This window comes from Hydrogenophaga sp. (assembly GCF_022844385.1).
Taxonomy (GTDB): Bacteria; Pseudomonadota; Gammaproteobacteria; order Burkholderiales; family Burkholderiaceae_C; genus Hydrogenophaga.
In genome coordinates this window covers 7725-26801 of sequence record NZ_JALHLX010000016.1, presented here as the reverse complement: position 1 = coordinate 26801, position 19077 = coordinate 7725, and the positions used below count along the sequence as shown (strand labels likewise).

General features: G+C 67.6%; 20 protein-coding genes. 13 read left to right on the top strand and 7 right to left on the bottom strand.

Going from position 1 to position 19077, the window contains the following annotated elements; all coding sequences use genetic code 11:
- Window positions 1-37 precede the first annotated feature (37 nt).
- The 4 genes from Q0C59_RS05395 to Q0C59_RS05380 are packed head-to-tail and all read right to left on the bottom strand — an operon-like array spanning window position 38 to window position 4594.
- On the bottom strand, window positions 38-490 hold the full coding sequence (locus Q0C59_RS05395) for a universal stress protein (RefSeq protein ID WP_291212757.1): 453 nt from the start codon (window positions 488-490) through the stop codon (window positions 38-40).
- A 17-nt stretch (window positions 491-507) separates the two neighbouring features.
- On the bottom strand, window positions 508-939 hold the full coding sequence (locus tag Q0C59_RS05390; RefSeq protein ID WP_291212754.1) for a response regulator: 432 nt from the start codon (window positions 937-939) through the stop codon (window positions 508-510).
- Complete coding sequence (locus Q0C59_RS05385; protein WP_291212751.1) at window positions 936-3587, bottom strand: PAS domain-containing protein; 2652 nt, start codon at window positions 3585-3587, stop codon at window positions 936-938. The genes Q0C59_RS05390 and Q0C59_RS05385 overlap by 4 nt, the downstream gene beginning before the upstream one ends.
- Window positions 3584-4594, bottom strand: coding sequence for an ABC transporter substrate-binding protein (locus tag Q0C59_RS05380; RefSeq protein WP_291212748.1), 1011 nt, complete (start codon window positions 4592-4594; stop codon window positions 3584-3586). Before Q0C59_RS05380 ends, Q0C59_RS05385 begins: the two co-directional genes overlap by 4 nt.
- A 208-nt stretch (window positions 4595-4802) precedes the next feature.
- On the opposite strand from Q0C59_RS05380, the gene Q0C59_RS05375 reads away from it, so the two are divergent.
- Window positions 4803-5501: an ABC transporter ATP-binding protein gene (locus tag Q0C59_RS05375; protein ID WP_291212746.1), complete on the top strand. Its 699-nt coding sequence runs from the start codon at window positions 4803-4805 to the stop codon at window positions 5499-5501.
- The gene (locus Q0C59_RS05370) at window positions 5485-7995 is read left to right on the top strand and encodes an ABC transporter permease (RefSeq protein WP_291212743.1); all 2511 of its coding nucleotides are present in this window, start codon (window positions 5485-5487) and stop codon (window positions 7993-7995) included. The genes Q0C59_RS05375 and Q0C59_RS05370 overlap by 17 nt, the downstream gene beginning before the upstream one ends.
- Here Q0C59_RS05370 and Q0C59_RS05365 read toward each other — a convergent pair whose 3' ends face one another.
- Entirely contained in the window at window positions 7996-8679 is a 684-nt protein-coding gene (locus tag Q0C59_RS05365; RefSeq protein WP_291212740.1) for a cupin domain-containing protein, read from the bottom strand.
- Window positions 8680-8835: 156 nt separating this feature from the next.
- Here Q0C59_RS05365 and Q0C59_RS05360 point away from each other — a divergent pair, with 156 nt between their 5' ends.
- From Q0C59_RS05360 to Q0C59_RS05345, 4 genes are all read left to right on the top strand, one after another.
- Window positions 8836-9657 carry an alpha/beta fold hydrolase gene (locus tag Q0C59_RS05360; RefSeq protein ID WP_291212737.1) on the top strand — a complete coding sequence of 274 codons (822 nt, stop codon included), beginning with the start codon at window positions 8836-8838 and terminating at the stop codon, window positions 9655-9657.
- A gap of 13 nt (window positions 9658-9670) precedes the next feature.
- Entirely contained in the window at window positions 9671-10792 is a 1122-nt protein-coding gene (locus Q0C59_RS05355) for a PHB depolymerase family esterase (protein ID WP_291212734.1), read from the top strand.
- Window positions 10789-11634 carry a serine protease gene (locus tag Q0C59_RS05350; RefSeq protein WP_291212731.1) on the top strand — a complete coding sequence of 282 codons (846 nt, stop codon included), beginning with the start codon at window positions 10789-10791 and terminating at the stop codon, window positions 11632-11634. The genes Q0C59_RS05355 and Q0C59_RS05350 overlap by 4 nt, the downstream gene beginning before the upstream one ends.
- Before the next feature lie 214 nt (window positions 11635-11848).
- Window positions 11849-11977: a hypothetical protein gene (locus Q0C59_RS05345; protein WP_291212728.1), complete on the top strand. Its 129-nt coding sequence runs from the start codon at window positions 11849-11851 to the stop codon at window positions 11975-11977.
- On the opposite strand, the gene Q0C59_RS05340 is transcribed toward Q0C59_RS05345, so the two are convergent.
- Entirely contained in the window at window positions 11974-12426 is a 453-nt protein-coding gene (locus Q0C59_RS05340) for a hypothetical protein (protein WP_291212725.1), read from the bottom strand. The genes Q0C59_RS05345 and Q0C59_RS05340 overlap by 4 nt on opposite strands.
- Before the next feature lie 163 nt (window positions 12427-12589).
- Here Q0C59_RS05340 and Q0C59_RS05335 point away from each other — a divergent pair, with 163 nt between their 5' ends.
- Window positions 12590-12904 (top strand): hypothetical protein, encoded by a 315-nt coding sequence (locus Q0C59_RS05335; protein WP_291212722.1) that lies wholly within the window; start codon window positions 12590-12592, stop codon window positions 12902-12904.
- A 21-nt stretch (window positions 12905-12925) separates the two neighbouring features.
- Here Q0C59_RS05335 and Q0C59_RS05330 read toward each other — a convergent pair whose 3' ends face one another.
- On the bottom strand, window positions 12926-13591 hold the full coding sequence (locus Q0C59_RS05330; protein ID WP_291212719.1) for a GntR family transcriptional regulator: 666 nt from the start codon (window positions 13589-13591) through the stop codon (window positions 12926-12928).
- 163 nt (window positions 13592-13754) lie between these two features.
- Between Q0C59_RS05330 and Q0C59_RS05325 the strand changes: the two genes are divergently transcribed.
- From Q0C59_RS05325 to Q0C59_RS05300, 6 genes are all read left to right on the top strand, one after another.
- The gene (locus Q0C59_RS05325; RefSeq protein WP_291212716.1) at window positions 13755-15314 is read left to right on the top strand and encodes a Rieske 2Fe-2S domain-containing protein; all 1560 of its coding nucleotides are present in this window, start codon (window positions 13755-13757) and stop codon (window positions 15312-15314) included.
- Between the two features lie 3 nt (window positions 15315-15317).
- Complete coding sequence (locus Q0C59_RS05320) at window positions 15318-16289, top strand: PDR/VanB family oxidoreductase (RefSeq protein ID WP_291212713.1); 972 nt, start codon at window positions 15318-15320, stop codon at window positions 16287-16289.
- 105 nt (window positions 16290-16394) lie between these two features.
- Window positions 16395-17030 carry a histidine phosphatase family protein gene (locus Q0C59_RS05315; protein WP_291212710.1) on the top strand — a complete coding sequence of 212 codons (636 nt, stop codon included), beginning with the start codon at window positions 16395-16397 and terminating at the stop codon, window positions 17028-17030.
- A 129-nt stretch (window positions 17031-17159) separates the two neighbouring features.
- Complete coding sequence (locus Q0C59_RS05310) at window positions 17160-17309, top strand: DUF3096 domain-containing protein (protein WP_083240016.1); 150 nt, start codon at window positions 17160-17162, stop codon at window positions 17307-17309.
- 192 nt (window positions 17310-17501) lie between these two features.
- Window positions 17502-18518, top strand: coding sequence for an ABC transporter substrate-binding protein (locus Q0C59_RS05305; protein ID WP_291212703.1), 1017 nt, complete (start codon window positions 17502-17504; stop codon window positions 18516-18518).
- Window positions 18519-18523: 5 nt separating this feature from the next.
- A partial coding sequence (locus Q0C59_RS05300; RefSeq protein ID WP_291212700.1) for an ABC transporter permease occupies window positions 18524-19077 on the top strand: 554 nt, incomplete at its 3' end.

Below are 19077 nucleotides of genomic sequence, written 5' to 3'. Positions count from 1 at the left end.
AACATCCCGCAGCCGGGCTGCCCCGGGCGTGAGGGGCTCAAGACTCCGCAGGCGCCTCGGTTTGCGCAGGCCGCACGATGGTCACAGGCACCGCGCACTGCTGCACCAGATGCTGCGCCACCGAGCCCAGCCCACGCTCGCTCTCGCCACTGCCGTGGGCGCTCATGATCACGGCGTCGCATTCGTGGCTCTCCACCAGTTCGAGCAGGGTGTGGGCGGGGTCGCCGCTGGCCACCACTTCCTCCACCAACTGGCTGGAAGCGGTCAGCAAGGCCACCGCCGGACGCACCAGATCGTGGCCGGCAGCGTCGCTCACCTCGTGCAACACGTCGGGGTCGTGCGCGACCACGAGTTCGTAGAGGTTGGGGGCTTCCTGCACGTTGGCCACCACAAAGCGGGCCTTCAGGCCCGAGCTGACCAGTCGCATGGCGTGGTAAACCGCGTGCATGGACTGGGCCGAGCCATCAACGGGGATGAGGATCTTGATCATGACGAATTCCTTGGTTGTCAGGCGGGCCGCTCGTTGAGCAGGCACCAGTAGAGTTCGATGTGCTCGGCCACTTCAATGAATTTGCTGAAGCTGACCGGCTTCTCGATGTAGGAGTTCACACCCAGGTCGTAGGCGGTCTTGAGGTCGGAGTTCTCGCGCGACGAGGTGAGCACCACCACCGGAATGCGCCGGAACTCCGGATGCTGTTTGAGTTTTTGCAGCACCTCCAGACCATTGACCTTGGGCAGGTTGATGTCCAGCAGTATGACCGCAGGCAAGGGCTCACCCGCTTCCCAGCGTCCGAAGTAGGCCAGCGCTTCTTCACCATCGCGCGCGATCTGGATGGTGTTGGAGAACTTCTTCTTGTTGAAGGCGCGCAGCGTGAGGTCGAGGTCCATCGGGTTGTCTTCAACCAGCAGGATGGGCGGCAGGGTGGCGGGCTTGGTCATGCGGGAAACTCCAGAAAGAAGGTGGCGCCCTGTCCGGGCTGGCTCTCGGCCCAGACGCGGCCACCCATGCGTTGTACGGCCTTGGCCACCAGCGCGAGGCCCAGGCCGGTGCCCTGGTAGTCCTCGGCGCGCTGCAGGCGCTGGAAGATGCCGAAGATGCGGTCGTGGTATTTCATGTCAAACCCCACCCCGTTGTCACGCACCCAGAGGATGCGGCGCAGTCCTTCGGTGCGGGCACCGATCTCGACCTCGGGCAGCTCCCGGGTGCGGCTGAACTTGATGGCGTTGCCCACCAGGTTGCGCAGCACCACGGCCATGCCCTCGCGGTCGAGCTGCAGCACCATGGGTTCGAGTTGCAGGCTCAGTCGCACACGGGTGCTGTCGATGTCGGCGCTGTGGCCTTCGATCACCTGAGCCACCAGGGCGGGCACGTCCACGTGCTGGTGCTCCATGGTGCGCCGCTCCATGCGCGAATAGTCCAGCAGGCCGGAGATCAGGTCGCCCATCTGCAGCACGCCGCGGCGGATGCGGGCGAGGAACTGGCGCCCTTCTTCGTTGAGCTGGCTGCCGTGTTCTTCTTCGAGCAGCTGGCTGTAGCCGTCGATGCCGCGCAGCGGCGCCTTGAGGTCGTGCGAGACGGTGTACGAGAAAGCTTCGAGCTCTTCGTTGAGGCCGCGCAACTGGGCGGTGCGCTCGGTCACACGTTGTTCGAGCACGGCGTTGTTCTGCTCCAGCGTGGTCTGGGCCTGCTTGAGCTGGGTGATGTCGAGCAGGGTGCCGCTGTAGCTGTAGAACCCGGGGGTGTCCATGGGCTGGCTCTGCACGCTGCCCCGGAACCAGCGCAGTGGCCCGAGATCAGGGTGGCGGCGGAACTCGGCGGTGCTCATGGATGCTGCGTCGGGAATGGCGCGCATGAATCGATCAATCCGGGGTTGGTCGTCGGGATGGATGTAGGCCAGGTAAGACGCGAGATCGGAGGGTGGCCCCATGGATTCATCGCGCCCGGTGTTGCGGTACATCTGGCGCGACCACCAGATGCTGCGGCTCCGGGTGTCGTACACCCAGCTGCCCAGGCCCGCCATGGACTCGGCCAGCTCCAGCAGATCTTTCTGCCGGCCGATCGCGGCTTCGGCCTGCAGGCGCTCGGTGATGTCCTTGATGGTGGAAAAGAGGTGCTTGAGCGTGCCGTCGGGGTTTCGCACAGCGCGCACGTCGATCTCGGTGTGCACGAAGCTGCCGTCCTTGCGCACGAAACGTTTGCGCATCGAGTAGTTGTCGGTGCGGTTGGCCAACATGGCGTCACGCAACGCGAGGTTCTGGTCCAGATCGGGCTGGGGCGTCATCTCGGCCCAGGTCATGCGCAGCAACTCTTCCCGCGAATAGCCCAGGATCGTGCAAAGCTGGCTGTTGACCTGGAGCCAGCGCGTGGAGCCAGGCGCCGAAATGGCCATGCCGATGAAGGGCAGCTCGTAGAACAGGCGCAGAAATTCCGCTTGCTCCTGCTGGGCCAGCTGTGCTTTTTTCTGCACCGTGATGTCGAGCAACACGCCGCTGATGCGGGTGAGCGCGCCCTGTTCGTTGCGGCTCAGCGTGGTGCGGTCGTCAACCCAGACCCAGTTGCCGTTGGCGCAGCGCAGCCGGTATTCCTGGCGGTGTTCGTCGGGTCCGTCCTTGAAGTAGCGGGCGGCCTCTGCCGTCACGCGCTCGATATCGTCGGGGTGGATGAGCCTGGCGTATGGGAGATCACCGCGCAACAGGTCGTCAGGCTGGTAGCCCCACTGGTCCACCGATTGGCTGACGTAGCTCACAGGCCAACCGGGTTCGTTGTGCCACTCCACCACCACCACGGGCGAGCGGTCGACCAGATCGACCAGGTGCCGAAGCTGCACCTGGCCGGCCTGCAACCGCTCGGCCATGCGGTCGGCTTCGGTGCCGATCATGGCGAGTTCGTCCCGGCCTTGCAGCGCCACGCGTGCCTGCAGCTCGCCGTTGCCCATGCGCTGCAGGGTTGAGGTGAGGTGACGTGCCCGGCGAAACCACACCAGGTGCATCACCAGGGCCAGCAACGCAGCCACGCCCAGCAGCAAAACACCCTCGCGAAGGGCGTCCTCGCGCAGGTCGGCCAGGCGCACCGCCCGCGGCAGGCTCAGATCGACAACGGTGACGAGACGCCGGCCGTTGGTGATGGGTGCAACGCCCACCAGCTGCTGCGTGGACGGCAGGTGAAGGACACGGATGCCCACACTCGACAGGTCACCGAACACCACCTTGTCGACCTCGGTGAGGTCGGCGCGCAGGCGCAACACCTCGCCAAAGGCCTGGCCGATGTCGGACCGCACCAGCGAAGCCTCCACCCACCCGTCGCGCTGCAGCAGGTAGATGTGGCGCATGCCGCTGTACAAGCCCAGCCCGCCCACCAGCCGGCGCACCAGGGTCGGGTTCTCCAGGGCGGACGAGGAGTCGAGCCGGCTCTGTTCCACACTGATCCGCTCGCGCAGGCGCCGTGTCTCCTGGTCCATCACCTGCATGTCCAGGTTGCGCAACTGCACCACGTGGCTGACGACGGACGCAGTCAGCGCGAACAGCAACAGCATCAGCGGTGCCAGCCAGCGCCCTGGCAGGGTCATGCGGGCCAGCAGCGGCTTCATGGCGCTTTCCCGCCCGCTTGCAAGCGCTGCATGGGCGCGCCGTCGATCAGGTCCTGCCAGCGCGGCGTGCGCTGGAGCAGCCCGATCGACTGCAAGGCGTCGGCAACGGTCGAGGCCTTGTCCACCAGTGGGGGCGGGTTGCCCATGAGTTCGTTGGCGGAAGCCTCGGGTGAGTGAAACGCAAGCCCCCCCAACACCGCCTTGTAGGCAGCCGGCGTGAGGTCGGTGCCGCGCGCCAGCGACTCCGCAGCGCCGCGCAAGTCGCTGTTGAACAGCTCCAGGCCGGCGTACCAGGCACGCAGCAAGGCGTCCACCGCTTCGGGACGCTGCTCCAGCACGTCGACGCGCACCACCAGCACATCAAGGACCTCGCCCGGGAGTTCGCGGCTGTCGAAAATCCGGCGAAAGCCTGCGGCTTCGATCGCTCCGGCCAGGGGCTCGTAAGACACGGCTGCCGTTGCCTGGCCCGACTGCAAGGCCTGCAGGTGCCGGGCCACTTCGATGTTGGTCACCTTCACATCGGCGCGCGTCAGGCCGGCCTTGGTCAACATGCGCTGCAGCAACAAGGCGCCCACGGCCGAGTCTTCAACGGCAACGAATTCACCCTTGAGCTGCGCTGGCGAGGTGATGCGCGGCGCCGCCAGCACCGCGTCACCGCCGGTGGACTCGTCCAGCACCGCGACGATGCGCACCGCCACGCCGCTTTCAGCCAGCCGCAGGGTTTCATCGAGCGTGAGCATGGCCGCGTCGAGCAGGCCATTGCGCAGATGGCGCAGCGTTTCAGACGCCGACGCCAGCTCCACCACCCGCAGTTGCTCCGCATCGGTCAGGCCCCGGTCCCGCGCCAGCACCAGCGGGTCGTAGCCGACCCAGGGGTTCATGCCCACCGTCAATGGCGGTACCACGGGCTCGCCGCAGGCGGCCAAGGCCAGCAAGGCCGTTGCAACCAGTGCACGCCATACCCGCCCCGCTCCATCAGCCCTCGACGGGCTTGCGCCATGTTTCATAAGAGTGTGTTGTCGGTCCACCGGGGCACAGACGCAGCCCGGGAACATTCTGTTTCACATACCCTGCCCAGTGTAGGTGCCAAGGGTCGCGTCCGCGTCAGGCGAGCACAACACGGGGTCATTCGGCGCGCAAAAAGTCCTCATCTTCGCGGCACGTCCACCCGCTCGGCATACTGAACCTTTGCCGCCGAACCCGAACTCACTCCGCATGATCGACATTTCAGACCTCTGCATGCACTACCAGCTGGGCGCCGCACGCATCGACGTGCTGCGCTCGGTGAACCTCTCGGTGGCCGCCGGCCAGCGCATGGCCATCACCGGCCCTTCGGGTTCGGGCAAAACCTCCCTGTTGTTGTTGCTCTCGGGGCTGGAGCGACCGGCCAGCGGGCGCATCGCCATCGACGGCACCGAACTCGGCGGCATGGACGCCGACGCCCTGGCCGACCTGCGGCGCGACCGCATCGGCATCGTGTTCCAGTCGTTCCACCTGCTGCCCAGCCTGAGCGCGCTGGACAACGTGGCACTGCCTCTGCAAATGGCCAACCGGCCCGACGCACACGACCGAGCCGCCGCACTGCTGCAGCGGGTGGGCCTGGGCGCAAGGCAAGGCCACTACCCGAGCCAGCTCTCGGGCGGCGAGCAGCAGCGCGTGGCCATTGCCCGCGCGCTGGTGCACCGCCCGCGCCTGCTGCTGGCCGACGAACCCACCGGCAACCTCGACGACCACACCGGCGAGGCGATCCGCGAACTGCTGTTTGAACTCAACACCGAGGCAGGCACCACGCTGGTGCTGGTGACGCACGACCCCGACTTCGCGGCCCGCTGCGACCGCGTGCTGCGCCTGCACGACGGCCACCTGAACGAAGTCAACACCACCGTGCGAGCCCCTGATGTGGTTCCTGTTTGACCTGGCCTGGCGCGACCTGCGCGCCAGCGGCCGCCACCTGTGGATCTTTTGCGCCTGCCTGGTGCTGGGTGTGGCTCTGGTCACAGCCGGCGGTGGCCTCTATCGGCAAGTAGCGGGTGCCCTGCAGAGTGACGCGCGCCTGCTGTTCGGCGGCGACGTGGAGGTCGAACAAACCGCGCCACTGGCGCCTGACGTGCTGGCCTGGATGAACGAACGCGGCGATGTCTCGCGTCTGGTGGAGCTGCGCACCATGCTGCGCGCACCCGACGGCCGCGCCCAGCTCATCGAACTGCAAAGCGCCGACGTGCGTTACCCGCTGTACGGTGCGGTGGAACTCGCCCCGGCAGGCGACCTGAGCGCCGCGCTGACCGAGCAAAACGGCGTGTGGGGCGCGGCACTGGACGCCACCCTCGCCCAGCGCCTGGACCTCCAACCCGGCGACACGGTGGAGGTCGGCAACCTGAGCCTGCAGGTGCGCGCACTGGTGGTGCGCCAGCCCGACCGCAGCCTGCGCGCCGACTGGGGCGGTGCCCCGGTGCTGGTGGCCGACGGGGCCCTGGCCGCCACCGGCCTGGTACAGCCGCTCAGCCGCGTGGAATACCACTACCGCGTGCGCACGCCGCAGCCCGCCGCCGAGTGGCGCGACGCGTTCATCGCGGCCTACCCGGACCTGCAGGCCGAGGTGCGCACATTTGAAGAACGCAGCGACCGCATGGCCGAGGTGCTGGGCCAGATCGGCTCCGGGCTCTTGCTCATCGGTTTCTCCGCGCTGTTCATTGGCGGGCTCGGTGTGTTCAACAGCGTGCAGGCCTACCTGCAGGGCAAGCTCGGCACGCTGGCCACGCTGCGCGCCGTGGGCCTGCGCGACGGCCGGCTGGCCGCGCTGGTGCTGCTGCAGATCCTGATGCTGGCGCTGCTGTCCAGCCTGGGCGGTGTGCTCATCGGCAATGCGCTGGCGTTGGGCGGCACGCTGGCCGCTGCGCAGCAGTTGCCGTTGGCGCCTCTGGTGGCCAGCCTGTGGCTGCCCTCGCTGGTGGGCCTGGGCTTTGGCGTGTTGACCGCGCTCACGTTTGCCTTGCCCGCGCTGGGTCGCGCCTTGTCGGTCTCGCCGGCAGCGTTGTTTCGCGGTATCGATGGCAACACGCTCAAGACACCGCGTCGCGTGTGGTGGCTCACCGGTGGCGTGGCCGCGGTGGTGGGTGCGCTGGTGGTGGCCAGCGTGCCGGACGCGCGTTTTGGCCTGGCCTTCGTGGTGGCCACGGTGCTGTTGCTGGTGTTGCTCGAAGGCGTGACGCGCCTCCTGCGCGGCCTGGCGCGGCGCCAGCTCAACCGGCCCGGCGCTCAACTGCCGTTTGAACTTCGCCTGGCCATGGCCGGACTGCAGCGCAGTGACTCTCCCCTGCGCGCAGCCCTCCTCTCGCTGGGCGCTGCGCTCACGCTGCTGGTGGCGTGCACGCTGGTGGTCACCTCGCTCTTGCGCACGGTGAACGAAACCGTGCCCGCCAACGCACCGGCCATGGTGTTCTACGATGTGCAGACCGAGCAGATCCCGCTGCTGCAAGAGACGCTCAAAGCCCAGCCGGGCCTGATTGACGTCACCACCGCGCCGCTGGTGCTGGGCCGCCTGATCGAAGTGAACGGCGAAGTGCTGCGCGACAGCGACGATGGTGCGCGGGTGCGCGAAGCGCGCGACGAGCAGAAGTTCAGCAGCCGCGCCGGCAACATCGACGATGTGGTGATCCGCGACGGCGCCTGGTGGCCGGCCGACCACAGCGGCGCTCCACTGGTGGCCATGGAAGACCGCGAGGCCGACCAGCTGGGCCTCAAGGTGGGCGACCGTCTCACCTTCGAGATATTGGGCACGCCGGTGCAGGCCGAGCTCGCCGCCATCTACAGCCAGCAGCGGATGCAGGCGCGCCTGTGGCTGGAAGGCATCTTCAGCGACGGTGTGCTCGACCCCTACATCACCCGCCACGTGGGCGCCGCCTGGTTGCCCGCCGACCAGGCCCTGGCCGCACAAGACCAGCTCGCCGCCACCGCGCCCAACATCGCCACCGTGCGCACCGAATCGCTGCTGCGCGAAACACGCGCGCTCATGGGCCGCGCCAGCACGGGCCTGGCGGTGATCGCCGGGGTGTGTCTCGCGGCCAGCCTGCTGGTGCTCGCCAGCGTGGTGGCCAGCAGCCGCGCGCGCCAGGTGTTTGAAGCCACGGTGATGCACGCAGTGGGCGCGCGGCTGTCCAGCCTGCGGCGTGTGCTGTATTGGGAATACCTGTTGCTCGCCGTGGTCACCGCCGGTTTTGCCATGCTGGCCGGCAGCGGGCTGGCCACCGGCCTGCTGCGCTGGCGGCTGGACATGGACCCGATGGGCCTGTACTGGACCGGCGCGCTCACCGCCCTGGGCGTGAGCGGTGTGAGCCTGGGACTGGGCGCGCGCTATTTGCTCGCGCAGATGCGGCTGAACCCGGCCATGCTGCTGCGCAGCGGCACCTGATCAGGCCGCCGTCGGCGCCATGAAGGAGGCGCCCAGGTGGCCCACCTTCACATAGATCAGCGCGCCCTCAGACCCGGTGAAGGGGGTGTGCTGGCTCCAGCGCGGGTTGCGCAGCCAGCTGTGGCGCGGGTAGGCACCGTGTTCGTCGCGGAACACGCCGTCAATCACAAAAATCTCTTCGCCACCGGGGTGGCGGTGCGGGTTGAACTGCGTGTCGGGCGCCCAGCGCACCAACGCCGTGCTCACCCCGTCGTGCTCGTGCAGCGGCATCACCGTGAGGCCCGGCACCAGGCCCTGGCGCCAGGGCTCGGTCAGGGTGTTGATGCGCAGGGGCGTGAGGTCGTCGGCAGCGAACTGCCACAGCTTCACCAGCAGCACACAGCCGGGCTCCGAGAACGGCGCGTGGCGCGTGCCCGGCGGGTTGCGCAGGTAGGTGCCGGCCGGGTGGTCGCCGGTCTCGTCCGAGAAGACGCCTTCGAGCACCAGGATTTCTTCACCACCGCCGTGGGTGTGCGCATCAAAACGCGAGCCGGGTGCATAACGCACCACGCTGGTGGCTCGCGCCACCTCGGCGCCCACGCGGTCGAGCAGGCGGCGCTCCACCCCCGGCAAGGGCGACGGCTGCCAGACGGCGGTATCTGCAAAGTCGGTGGCGCGCAGGGAAAAGTCATTGTTGAGGTTCATGGCCAGGTCCGTTGACAGGGGGGAATTGCAGCACGGCAGCGACAGCCCTGCACGTGTGGGTCTTTCGCGCCACACAGCCTTCGTGCGGTGTCGAACAGACACGGATCGGGGCGCTTCAGACACTGAAGGCTTTCGTTTTTGAGCGCCAAGGAATCCATGCACCGCATCACCACCGCCGACAAGACTTCGTTGTATTTCAAGGACTGGGGGGAGGGCAGCCCCGTCGTGCTCATCCACGGCTGGCCGCTGAACGCCGACAGCTGGGACGATCTGGCGGTTTCGCTGGTTGAAGCCGGGCACCGGGTGATCGCGTACGACCGGCGGGGCTTCGGCCGTTCGTCACAGCCCTGGAACGGCTATGACTACGACACCCTGTCCGACGACCTGTGGGAAGTGATGGAACAGCTCGACGTGCAGGACGCCACGCTGGTGGGCTTCTCCATGGGCGGCGGCGAGGTGGCGCGCTACATGTCGCGCCACAGCGGCAAGAACGTGGCACGCACCGCGCTCATTTCATCGGTGCTGCCGTTTCGCCTGAAGACGCCCGACAACCCCAACGGGGCTGAAGCGTCGGCCTTCGACAAGACCGCCAAGGCCCTGACCGACGACCGCCCGAAGTTCTTCACCGGATTCTTCCGCGACTTCTTCGGCCAGGGTTCGTCCGACAGCCACGTGAGCGACGAAACCCTGCGCTGGGCCCACAACACCGCCATGCAGGCCGGCCTGCGGCCCACCGTGGCCTGCATGCGCGCCTTCTCCAGCACCGATTTCCGCCCCGATCTGGCCGCGTTCGATGTGCCCACCCTGTTGATACACGGCACCGACGACAAGACGGTGCCGATCGCGGCCTCCAGCCGCCTGGCGGCCCCCGCCATCGCAGGTGCCCAGCTGATCGAATACGAAGGCGCGCCCCACGGTCTGTTCGTCACCCACAAGCAGCGCCTGGCCAAGGACCTGCTGGCGTTCCTGAAAGCCTGAGGAGCCACCCGCCATGGCCAAGCGCACGGCTGCGTCGACCTGGGTGCGGATGTTCAACCGCAACCTGGCTGCGCTCACGCGCAACACGCGCCGTGTCCAGACGCGGGCCGTCAAGACCGCGGTGAAGCGCGCCACCACGCCGAAGGCGCCACCGGCCACGCCGGGCGACTGGCTCGGCGGCATGGCGCTGGGGCCGGGTGGCGCGCGCCGCTACCACCTCTACCGCCCGCCCGACCTGCAGGCGGGCGAGCGCCTGCCGCTGCTGGTGATGCTGCACGGCTGCGGGCAGGATGCCGCCGGCTTTGCGCAGAGCACCCGCATGAACACACTGGCCCGGCGCGAGCGCTTTCTGGTGCTCTACCCCGAGCAAGACCGCCTGGCCAGCGCACAACGCTGCTGGAACTGGTACGACACCCGCAACGGGCGCGCGCACACCGAGGTGGCCTTGATCCTTGCCGCCATCGACCAGGTGTGCCTGCTGCAACCGGTGGACCGCGCCCGCGTGGCGCTGGCCGGCCTGTCGGCGGGCGCCAGCATGGCTGCGCTGATCGCATCGCGCCACCCGGCGCGTTTCAAGGCGGTGGTGATGCATTCCGGCATTGCCCCGGGCGCCGCCGACTCCACCGCCACCGCGCTGGCCGCCATGCGCGGGCACCGCCTGCCCGCGCCCTGGTCGCCCGCGCCTGGCCAGCTGTTGGCCTTGCCGCCGCTGCTGGTGATCCAGGGTGGGCGCGACGCCGTGGTAGCCGCGAGCAACGGCCCGGCCGCCGCCGCTGCCTGGGCACTGGCCGCCGGCGCGGCAGCCGGCGCCACACGCAGCCAGCAGCGCGGCCAGCGCCACCCCATGCAGGTGACCGATTTCAAACACCGGGGCCGAACCGCCGTCACGCTCGTTGATGTGGGCCAACTCGGTCACGCCTGGAGCGGGGGTGCTGCCAACCAGGCTTACAGCGACGCGCAGGGGCCCGATGCGTCGCGCCTGGTCTGGGCCTTTGTGTCGAAACAGTTTCCCGCCCCCGTGGCTGCCGCACCCAAGGCGCCGCCACCGGCACCCGTTCACCCCGCCTTCAACCTTCCCGCGCTCTTCAATCCCTTCGCACTCCGAGCGTTGAAGGGTGCGACACTCAAACCATGAACCGACCCCCGATCTACCCCGACCTGCCGCAACTCATTGCCCCCACCACCGGCAACGCCGAGGGCGATCAGGTGGCGCCCATCACCGCGCCGGTCGACCCGCTGTTCCTCGCGGCGCCGCGTGTGTCCACCTTCCACGGCAAGCAGGCGCTCACCAACGCCAGCGGCTTCTTCTTCGAGCGGGACGACCGCCTGTTCCTCGTGACCAGCCGGCACGTGGTGATCGACGAAGACACCAAACACTTCCCCGACCGGCTGGAGATCGAGCTGCACCTGGACGCCTCCAACCTCACGCGCTCCACCGGCTTTTCCATGCTGCTGTACGACGAAGGCGAAGCCGTGTGGCGCCAGGGCAGCGACAGCGGCGGCGACATCGACGTCGCCGTGATCGAGCTCGACCGCAGCGCGCTGCCGGACGAATCGGTCATCCGCGCCTTCAGCCCGGCCCACCTGCCGACCAGCTTTGACGAAGTGCACCCCGGCGAATCGCTGCTGGTGGTGGGCTTCCCGCTCGGTTTTCACGACGCCCTGCACCACCTGCCGGTGCTGCGCCACGCGGTCATTGCATCGCCCTACGGCATCCGTTTTCAGGGCAATGGCTACTTCCTCACCGACGCACGCACCCACCGCGGCACCAGCGGTGCGGCCGTGGTCATGCGCGACCGCTCCCCCGAAGCCCAGAACGCTGCCCTGCCCTGGAAACTGCTGGGCGTGCATTCGGCCCGCATGGACATGGGCGACCGCGATCTGGTGCTGGACGAATCGCTGGGGCTGAACTGCGCCTGGTACGCCGACATCCTGCTCACGCTCACCAAGCCGCGCAAGAGCGACGCGGCCGACTGACAGGCACCCCACAATCGGGCCATGACCCTGCCGGTCCGCCCCGCCGTCCCCAACAGCCCCGACTACCCCCCTTCAGCCCGGTCGATGCCCCGATCAAGCTCGACCAGAACGAGTCGTTCGCCGACTTTCCCGACAGGCTGAAGGCGATCGCAGTGGAGCGGCTGGGCTACGCGCTGGCCAGCGGCTCGGTGGCGCGTCGGCGGCGCACGCGGCCTTGCTCGCACAAGGCGTGCTGGTGCGACGGCAAGACAGCCTGCACGGCCTGCAGGGTTGCATCCGCGTGACCGTGGGCACGCCGGACGAGAACAGCGCGTTTCTGCGCGCCGCCGGGCTGGGCGCTTAACGCACCATCGGCGCACCGGGCATGGGCTGCATCGGTGGCATGGGCTGTGGTGGGGGCTGCGCAGGCGGCATGGGCTGCATGGGCGGCACCGCCGGCACCGGCGTGACCAGCTCACGGATCATGCCGCCACCAGCCACCGAACCACTCGCTGTGCCCTCACCGTGCACCATGCGTTCGCAGGTGGACTTGTTCTCAGGCGGCAGATCGGCGCAGCGTTTCATGGCGTTTTCCATGCGGGCTTCGGGTGTCGCACCCGGCGCGCGGTTGATGCCCTGGGCGCGAACCGCCCCAGCTTCGCGCAGGCAGCTGGTGCGTTCGTGTTGCGAGTCGCTGCGCATGCAAGCCGCACGGTCCTGCTCATAGGTGGACTGTGCCCAGGCGCCCGAACCGGACAGGGCGCAGGCCGCCACCAGGGCGGTGCGGAACAAAAAAGTGGACTGTGTTTTCATGGGGTTCCTTGTCGGGCGACGGGCGTCTGTGTGCGCCCGACCTCCAGCACCCACGCTACCCCCGTCGGCGTGTAAGGTCTGTGCTCCAGCGCACCCCTGCGCTGGAGGACCCCAGGCACCTCGTCGCGCAGGAACGCAGACGGGTCGCCACCCTCCAAAACGCATGTTCAAAAGATTTCGATACCGCCGCGCACTGTCTGCCGCTCTGCTCGAGTTGGGTTTGGAGCCGGGCGGTTTGAACCCGGCCTTGCGCGATGAGGCTTTGGTGCTGGGGCTGCGCGAGCAGCTTTCGCCCAAAGAGGCCGCGCTGGAGGTGTTGTCGGTGGTCTACCCGGGCCTGGACCTGGTTCAGCGCCTCACCACGCTGGCGGTGATCCGGCAGTGGCGGCGCAAATCCAGCGTGCGCGAGTCCCACTTTCAGCGCGCGCTGGCGGGCGGATTGCCGGAGCTGAAGTCGACCGCTTTGCCCGACAAATAGCCGTTTGTCGCTGCCTGCTGCTCAGGGCGCAGCGGCATCCAGTCCCAGTCGGGCCAGCAGGTTCTCGCTGGCGTTGAGCGTGTGCTGCAGCGCCAGTTGGCGGGCCTGGGCCACGTCGCCCGTTTCAATCGCGTCGGCTATCGCCTGGTGCTCGTCCCAGATCGGGCGGCGCATGCCGTGCAGCTGGATCACACCGCCCATCACCCGCCGCAGGTGCACCCAGTGCATGCGCGAGCTGTCTTCGATCAGCGGATTGCCGCTGGCCTGGTAGACGGCGCGGTGGAAGGCCATGTCGGCGTCGATCATGGCGCGCACGTCGTCACCGGTGCTGATCTCGCGGCCTTTGCGGATGAGTTCGGGGTCGATGCGCGCCCGGCGCTCGGCCGCGAGGCCAGCGGCCAGTTCATCGAGCACGCCGCGGATCTTGTAGACGTGGCCGATGGTCTGCGGGTCCAGCGGGGCAATCAGCACGCCACGCCCGGGTGCGTCCTGCACCAGACCGTCGGTCTTGAGCTGGCGCAGCGCCTGGATCACCGGGGAGCGCGACACATCGAGCTGCTCGGCCACCTCTTCCTGCGTGATGCGCGTGCCCGGGGCGAGCGAGCCGTCGCTGATGGCGTCCAGCAGAACCTTGTAGACCTCGTCCACGTAGTTGGTGCGGGAGGGGAGTTTGGCCGTGAACGACATGGAAACCTTCTGGTTTTTGAATTCAGAGTACAGCGACAGCCCGAAGGGTAAACCAAGGGCAGGGTCATTCGGGTTGACAGACCGGGGCATTCCACCTATCTTTGAACTCTGTATACAGAGTTCAGAACTCACACTATTCCACCCACCCCGACGGAGACACCGCATGACCCAGCCCATGGACAAACACGACAGCCAGCGCTCGACCGGCACCGCCGCACCGGTGGAGAAGAAGCTGATCCCCTACGGCGGGTATCACACCAACAAGATTCCGGGCCACGACCCGGAGCTGACCGAGGTGGGCCCGGGCACGCCCACGGGTGAGTACATGCGCAGCTTCTGGCAGCCGGTCTGCATGTCCATGGAGCTCACCGACACGCCGCACTTTCTGAAGATCCTGGGCGAGGAACTGGTGGCCTTTCGCGACAAGAGCGGTCGCGTCGGCCTGCTGCACGCGCACTGCGTGCACCGTGGCGCGTCGCTCGAATACGGCTCCATCCAGGAGCGCGGGATCATGTGTTGTTACCACGGCATGGTGTTCGACATCGATGGCACCTGCCTGAAAGTGCCTTTCCCCAAGGGCGAAGAGGCGGACGCCGAGCGCTACGCCTGCTCGATCCGTCAGGGCGCCTACAAGGCCTTCGAGCGCAACGGCCTGGTGTTCGCCTACATGGGACCGCCCGAGAAGGAACCGCCTTTCCCCGAGTGGGAAGGCAATTTCACCGTGCTGCCGGGCGACGAACTCGTGCCCTACAGCAACTTCCAGCACTGCAACTGGCTGCAGGTGCAGGACAACGCAGCCGACAACTTCCACACCGCCACGCTGCACTCGGCCAAGAACGTGGTGAACGGGCAGTTCCAGGGCACGACGTTCGACGAGGTCGGCGCGCCCTCGATGGAAGTGGCGCCCGACATGCAGTTTGTGCCGGTGCAGGGTGGCCGTTCGCTGGCTTGTGCCGGCGCTCGCCGCGTGAGCGACGACCGCCTGTTCATCCGCGTGCAGCACCAGGTGCTGCCCAACCTCAGCCTGCACGCCTACACCTCCGAAGACGGCTCGGCACAAAAGCACTTCAGCCGCTTCCACATCGTGCGCTGGACGGTGCCGGTGGACGACGTGAACAGCAAGATGATCGGCTGGCGCGTGATGGGCCCGGGCATCGACACGCGCGGCGTGGGCATCAAGTCGCTGGTGGGCTACGAGTCGATCGACTTCCTGGAAGGCCAGGTGGCGCTGCGCCGGCCCGAGCGTTTTGGGGAACACACCATCAACGACCGGCCCCAGATTCCGACCGATCACCGCGCGCGCGCCAACTACAAACAGGCGCAGTACGCGCCGGGCGACTACGAGGCCATCATCAGCCAGCGCCCGATCGCGGTGCACGCGCTGGAGAACCCGACCAAGCTCGACGCCGGCGTCTACATGTTCCGCAAGCTGTTGCGCGATGCCGTGCGCGGCACCAACAAGGCCGCCAGCGCCGAGGGCTTTGCCGACTGGCTGCGCGACGCCGCCGGCGCGCCGCGCAGCTTCTGCTCGGGCAACGTGCTGGAAATTCCGGTGGGAGCGCGGGTGGAAGACGAGATCGTGCGCCGCCGCCACGTGACCAAGGCGGTGGTGACCATGCTGGCCGAGAGCGAACACCTCAAAGGTGCCGAGCGCGAGCAGTTCGTGAAGACCCGCATGCTGGCGCTGGAGGCGGAGATGAAGGCCAGCGCCGCAGCGGCCTGACCCATGACCGAACTCGACGCGCCACTGGAACTGCGGATCCGCCAGATCCGCATGGAGGCCTCCGGCATCCATTCGTATGAACTCTGCGCGCCCGGCCACGGGCACCTGCCGCCCTTCACCGCCGGGGCACACATCGACGTGCACCTGCCCGGTGGTCTCGTGCGCCAGTACTCGCTGAGCAACGATCCGGCCGAAACACACCGGTATGTGATCGGGGTGTTGAAGGACCCGAAGGGGCGCGGCGGCTCGTTGCGTGTGCACGAAGCGCTGAGGGTCGGCGACACGGTGAAGGTGAGCCGACCGCGCAACCAGTTCGAGCTGCGGCCGGCGCAGACCTCGGCCCTGCTGATCGCCGGTGGCATCGGCATCACACCCTTGAAATCCATGGCGCACAGCCTGCTGCAGGCCGGCACCCCGTTCGAGCTGCACTACTGCGCGCGTTCCAGCGAGGTGGCCGCCTTCACTGAAGAGCTCGACGCCTTGAACCACCGGGCACCTGGATCGGCGCGCTGGCATTTCGACAACGGCGTGGTGGGCGCGGGGCTGGACCTGACCGCCCTGCTCGCGGTGCAGCCCGCGGGCACGCACCTGTATTTCTGCGGACCGCCCGGGTTCATGACGGCCTGCGCACAGGCCGCGGCGCACTGGCAGCCAGGCACCGTGCATTCCGAGCACTTCCAGGCGCCCGCGAGCGCCACCCCGACTGCACCAACCACCGGCGCCACCGTGCGGCTGTCGCAGTCAGAGCGCGAACTGGTCTTGCCCGAGGGCGGCAACCTGCTGGAACTGCTGAGCGAACATGGCATCCACGTGCCCACCTCCTGCGTCAGCGGCCTGTGCGGCACCTGCAAAACCGGCTACGCCGACGGTGAGGTCGAGCACAACGACTTCATCCTGGACGACGCCGAGAAAACGCGTTGCCTCACGCCTTGTGTGTCCCGCATCACGAGCCGCAGCATCACCCTGCATTTGTGATCTGACAGAGGGCCGGGCTGGAACTTCGCCACCCGTCGCGAAGTCATTCCACCGCCATCCCGCATGCCATCCCGTCCCGCACCAGCGCGGGCAGTTGGAGCCCCCATGTTCACCCACCGCCTCTTCGCCTTGCCCGCGCTGCTGCTCGCCTGCGCGGCGCTCACCGTCCATGCCCAGCCCACCATCGCCCATGCCGTCTCGTCCGCGCCCACAGCCGACGCGGCGCTGCAAGGCCCCGCCCTGCTGGATGCCTTGCGCAGCGGCGGCTACGTGGTGTATTTCCGGCACACCGCCACCGACTTCTCGCGCGGCGATTCGGCCATGACCTCGTACACCGACTGCGACAACCAGCGCCTGCTCTCGGCGCAAGGCAAGAGCGACGCCACCGCCATCGGGCAGCGCATCCGCGCGCTGCAACTCCCGGTGGGCGAGGCCCTGGCCAGCCCGTACTGCCGCACCATGGACCACGCGCGGCTCATGCTCACCACGGTCACACCGCGCAACGAGATCCGTGAGGCACAAGGCAACGGCTATGCAGGACTCAAGCAATTGCTGGCCAGGCCGGTACCGGCCGGCACCAACCGCTGGATCGTGGGCCACGGCACGCCGTTTCGCGCTGTGGCCGGCGCGCCCCACCTGTCTGAAGGTGAAGCCGCCGTGATCCGCCCGGGCACCACCGGCTGGACGGTGGTGGCCCGCATCGCCGTGGCCGATTGGCAAAGTCTGGGTTCCGCGCCCTGAGGCCATCCCGGCGGGTCTGTGTGTCGGCACACAGACGGGATATGCGAGGCCAACGCATGATCCAGTGCCCGGGCTGGTGCGCCTCAACCTCTGCGGCGCCAGCACGATCCTGTTTCGAGAAACACCACCATGAACCTGAACCTGAGCATCGGCCCCCTGGTGGCCCTCATCGCCGGCATCCTCATCCTCGTGATGCCGCGCATGCTGAACTACATCGTCGCCGTCTACCTGATCATCGTGGGCGTGATCGGCCTGTTCGGCCGCAACCTCGGCCTGTGATGCACGCGGCCTGAGCCGCACCACCCGACCAACGAAGCCCGCCGCACCCCAAGTGCGGCGGGCTTTTTCACGTCTGTCGGGCTGGCATCAAGCTTGCAAGCCATCTTGAATACAAGACGGAATGCTCACGCATGGTGCAAGTGGCTTCCATCCTGGTGCGTCAACTTTCGTTCAACCCGCTGGAGTCCACCCATGAAGACATTCACCACCACCGTCCTGCCCACCTCGAACAACCGACGCACCGTGTTGCAGCTCGGCGCTGCGGGTGCGGCCATCGCCCTGATGGGCGCGCCAGGCCTCGTGCGCGCGCAAGCAGCCACCAAGGTGCGCCTGGGCTACTGGCCCATCGCCGCCGGCCTGCCGTTCTACTCGGCCATTGAGCTGGGCTATTTCAAGGAAGCCGGCCTGGACGTGGAACCGCTCAAGTTCGCCGGCGCGCAGCAGGTCATGGAAGCTGTGCTCTCGGGCCGCTCGGACGGCACGGCCAACGGCACCGGATCGGCCAACATCGCCATCGGCGAACTCGCCCAGCCCGGCACATTCAAGATCTTCTGTTCCAACCCGAGCAACGTGAAGAACGTGCTCGACGAAGTCATCGTGCCGGTGGCCAGTCCCGCCAAGGTGATGGCCGACCTCAAGGGAAAGCGCATTGCGTCGGGCCCCGGCATCCAGAACGTGACCCTGGCCAAGACCATCCTGGAGCGTGGTGGCGCCACCGGCGCCACCGTGGTCGAACTGCCCATCGGCCAGCACGTGGCCGCCCTCGCTGCGGGTCAGATCGACGGCGCTTACACGCTGGAGCCCACGGGCACCATCGGCCGCATGAACGGCACCAGCCGCGTGCTCGAAGCAGGTGTGATCTCGCGATACGTCCTGGGCGACAACATGGCGCCGTGGTTCGGCGGCTCCGCGTCCCTCTCGTCCGAATTCATCAAGAAGAACCCCGAGGTGGCGAAGAAGTTCGTGGCCGCCTACGCCAAGGGCGTGGCCTACGTGCGCAGCAAACCGGTGGAGGCACGCAAGTACCTCACGGGCTACACGCCCATCGAAGGCGCGCTGGCCAGCGAGGTGCCCTTGGCCGCGTACACCATGTACAACGAGTTCACGCCCGCCGACATCGGCCACTTCCAGAAGTTCTTCGACCTGTTCTCGGACAAGGGCATCTTCAGTTCGCGTCTCATGGTCGAGACCATGATCTACAAAGGCTGAACGCGATGGAAGCCGCCACGCCCGTGCCGACGGAAGCCGGCAAGCCCTGGACACCTCCGGCCGCCCACGCGGTACCGGTTGCGCCGCGCAAGACCGACTGGGGACGCGCCCTGCCCTTCGTGGGCCCGGTCGTGCTCTTCATCATCTGGGATCTGGCGGTGCGCACCGGCTTCATCAAGCCGATCCTGCTGCCTGCGCCGGCCGATGCCATTGGCGCCTTGCTGAGTGGCCTGGCCGGTGGTCCGCTGCTGACCGACTTTGGTGTGACGGTCTGGCGCACGGTGCAGGCCTTCCTGATTGCCGCCGTGGTCGGCATGCCGCTGGGCGTGCTGCTGGGCAGCAACGAGAAGGCCTACCGCAGCGTGGAGTTCCTGATCGACTTCTTCCGCTCCACGCCGTCGTCGGCACTGATCCCGCTGTTCCTCATGGTGTTCGGCGTGTCCGACATCAACAAGGTGGCCATCGCGGCATTCGGTGCGCTGCTGATCGTGATCTTCAACAGCGCTTACGGCGTGATCAACGCGCGCAAGCAGCGCGTGATGGCGGCCAAGGTGATGGG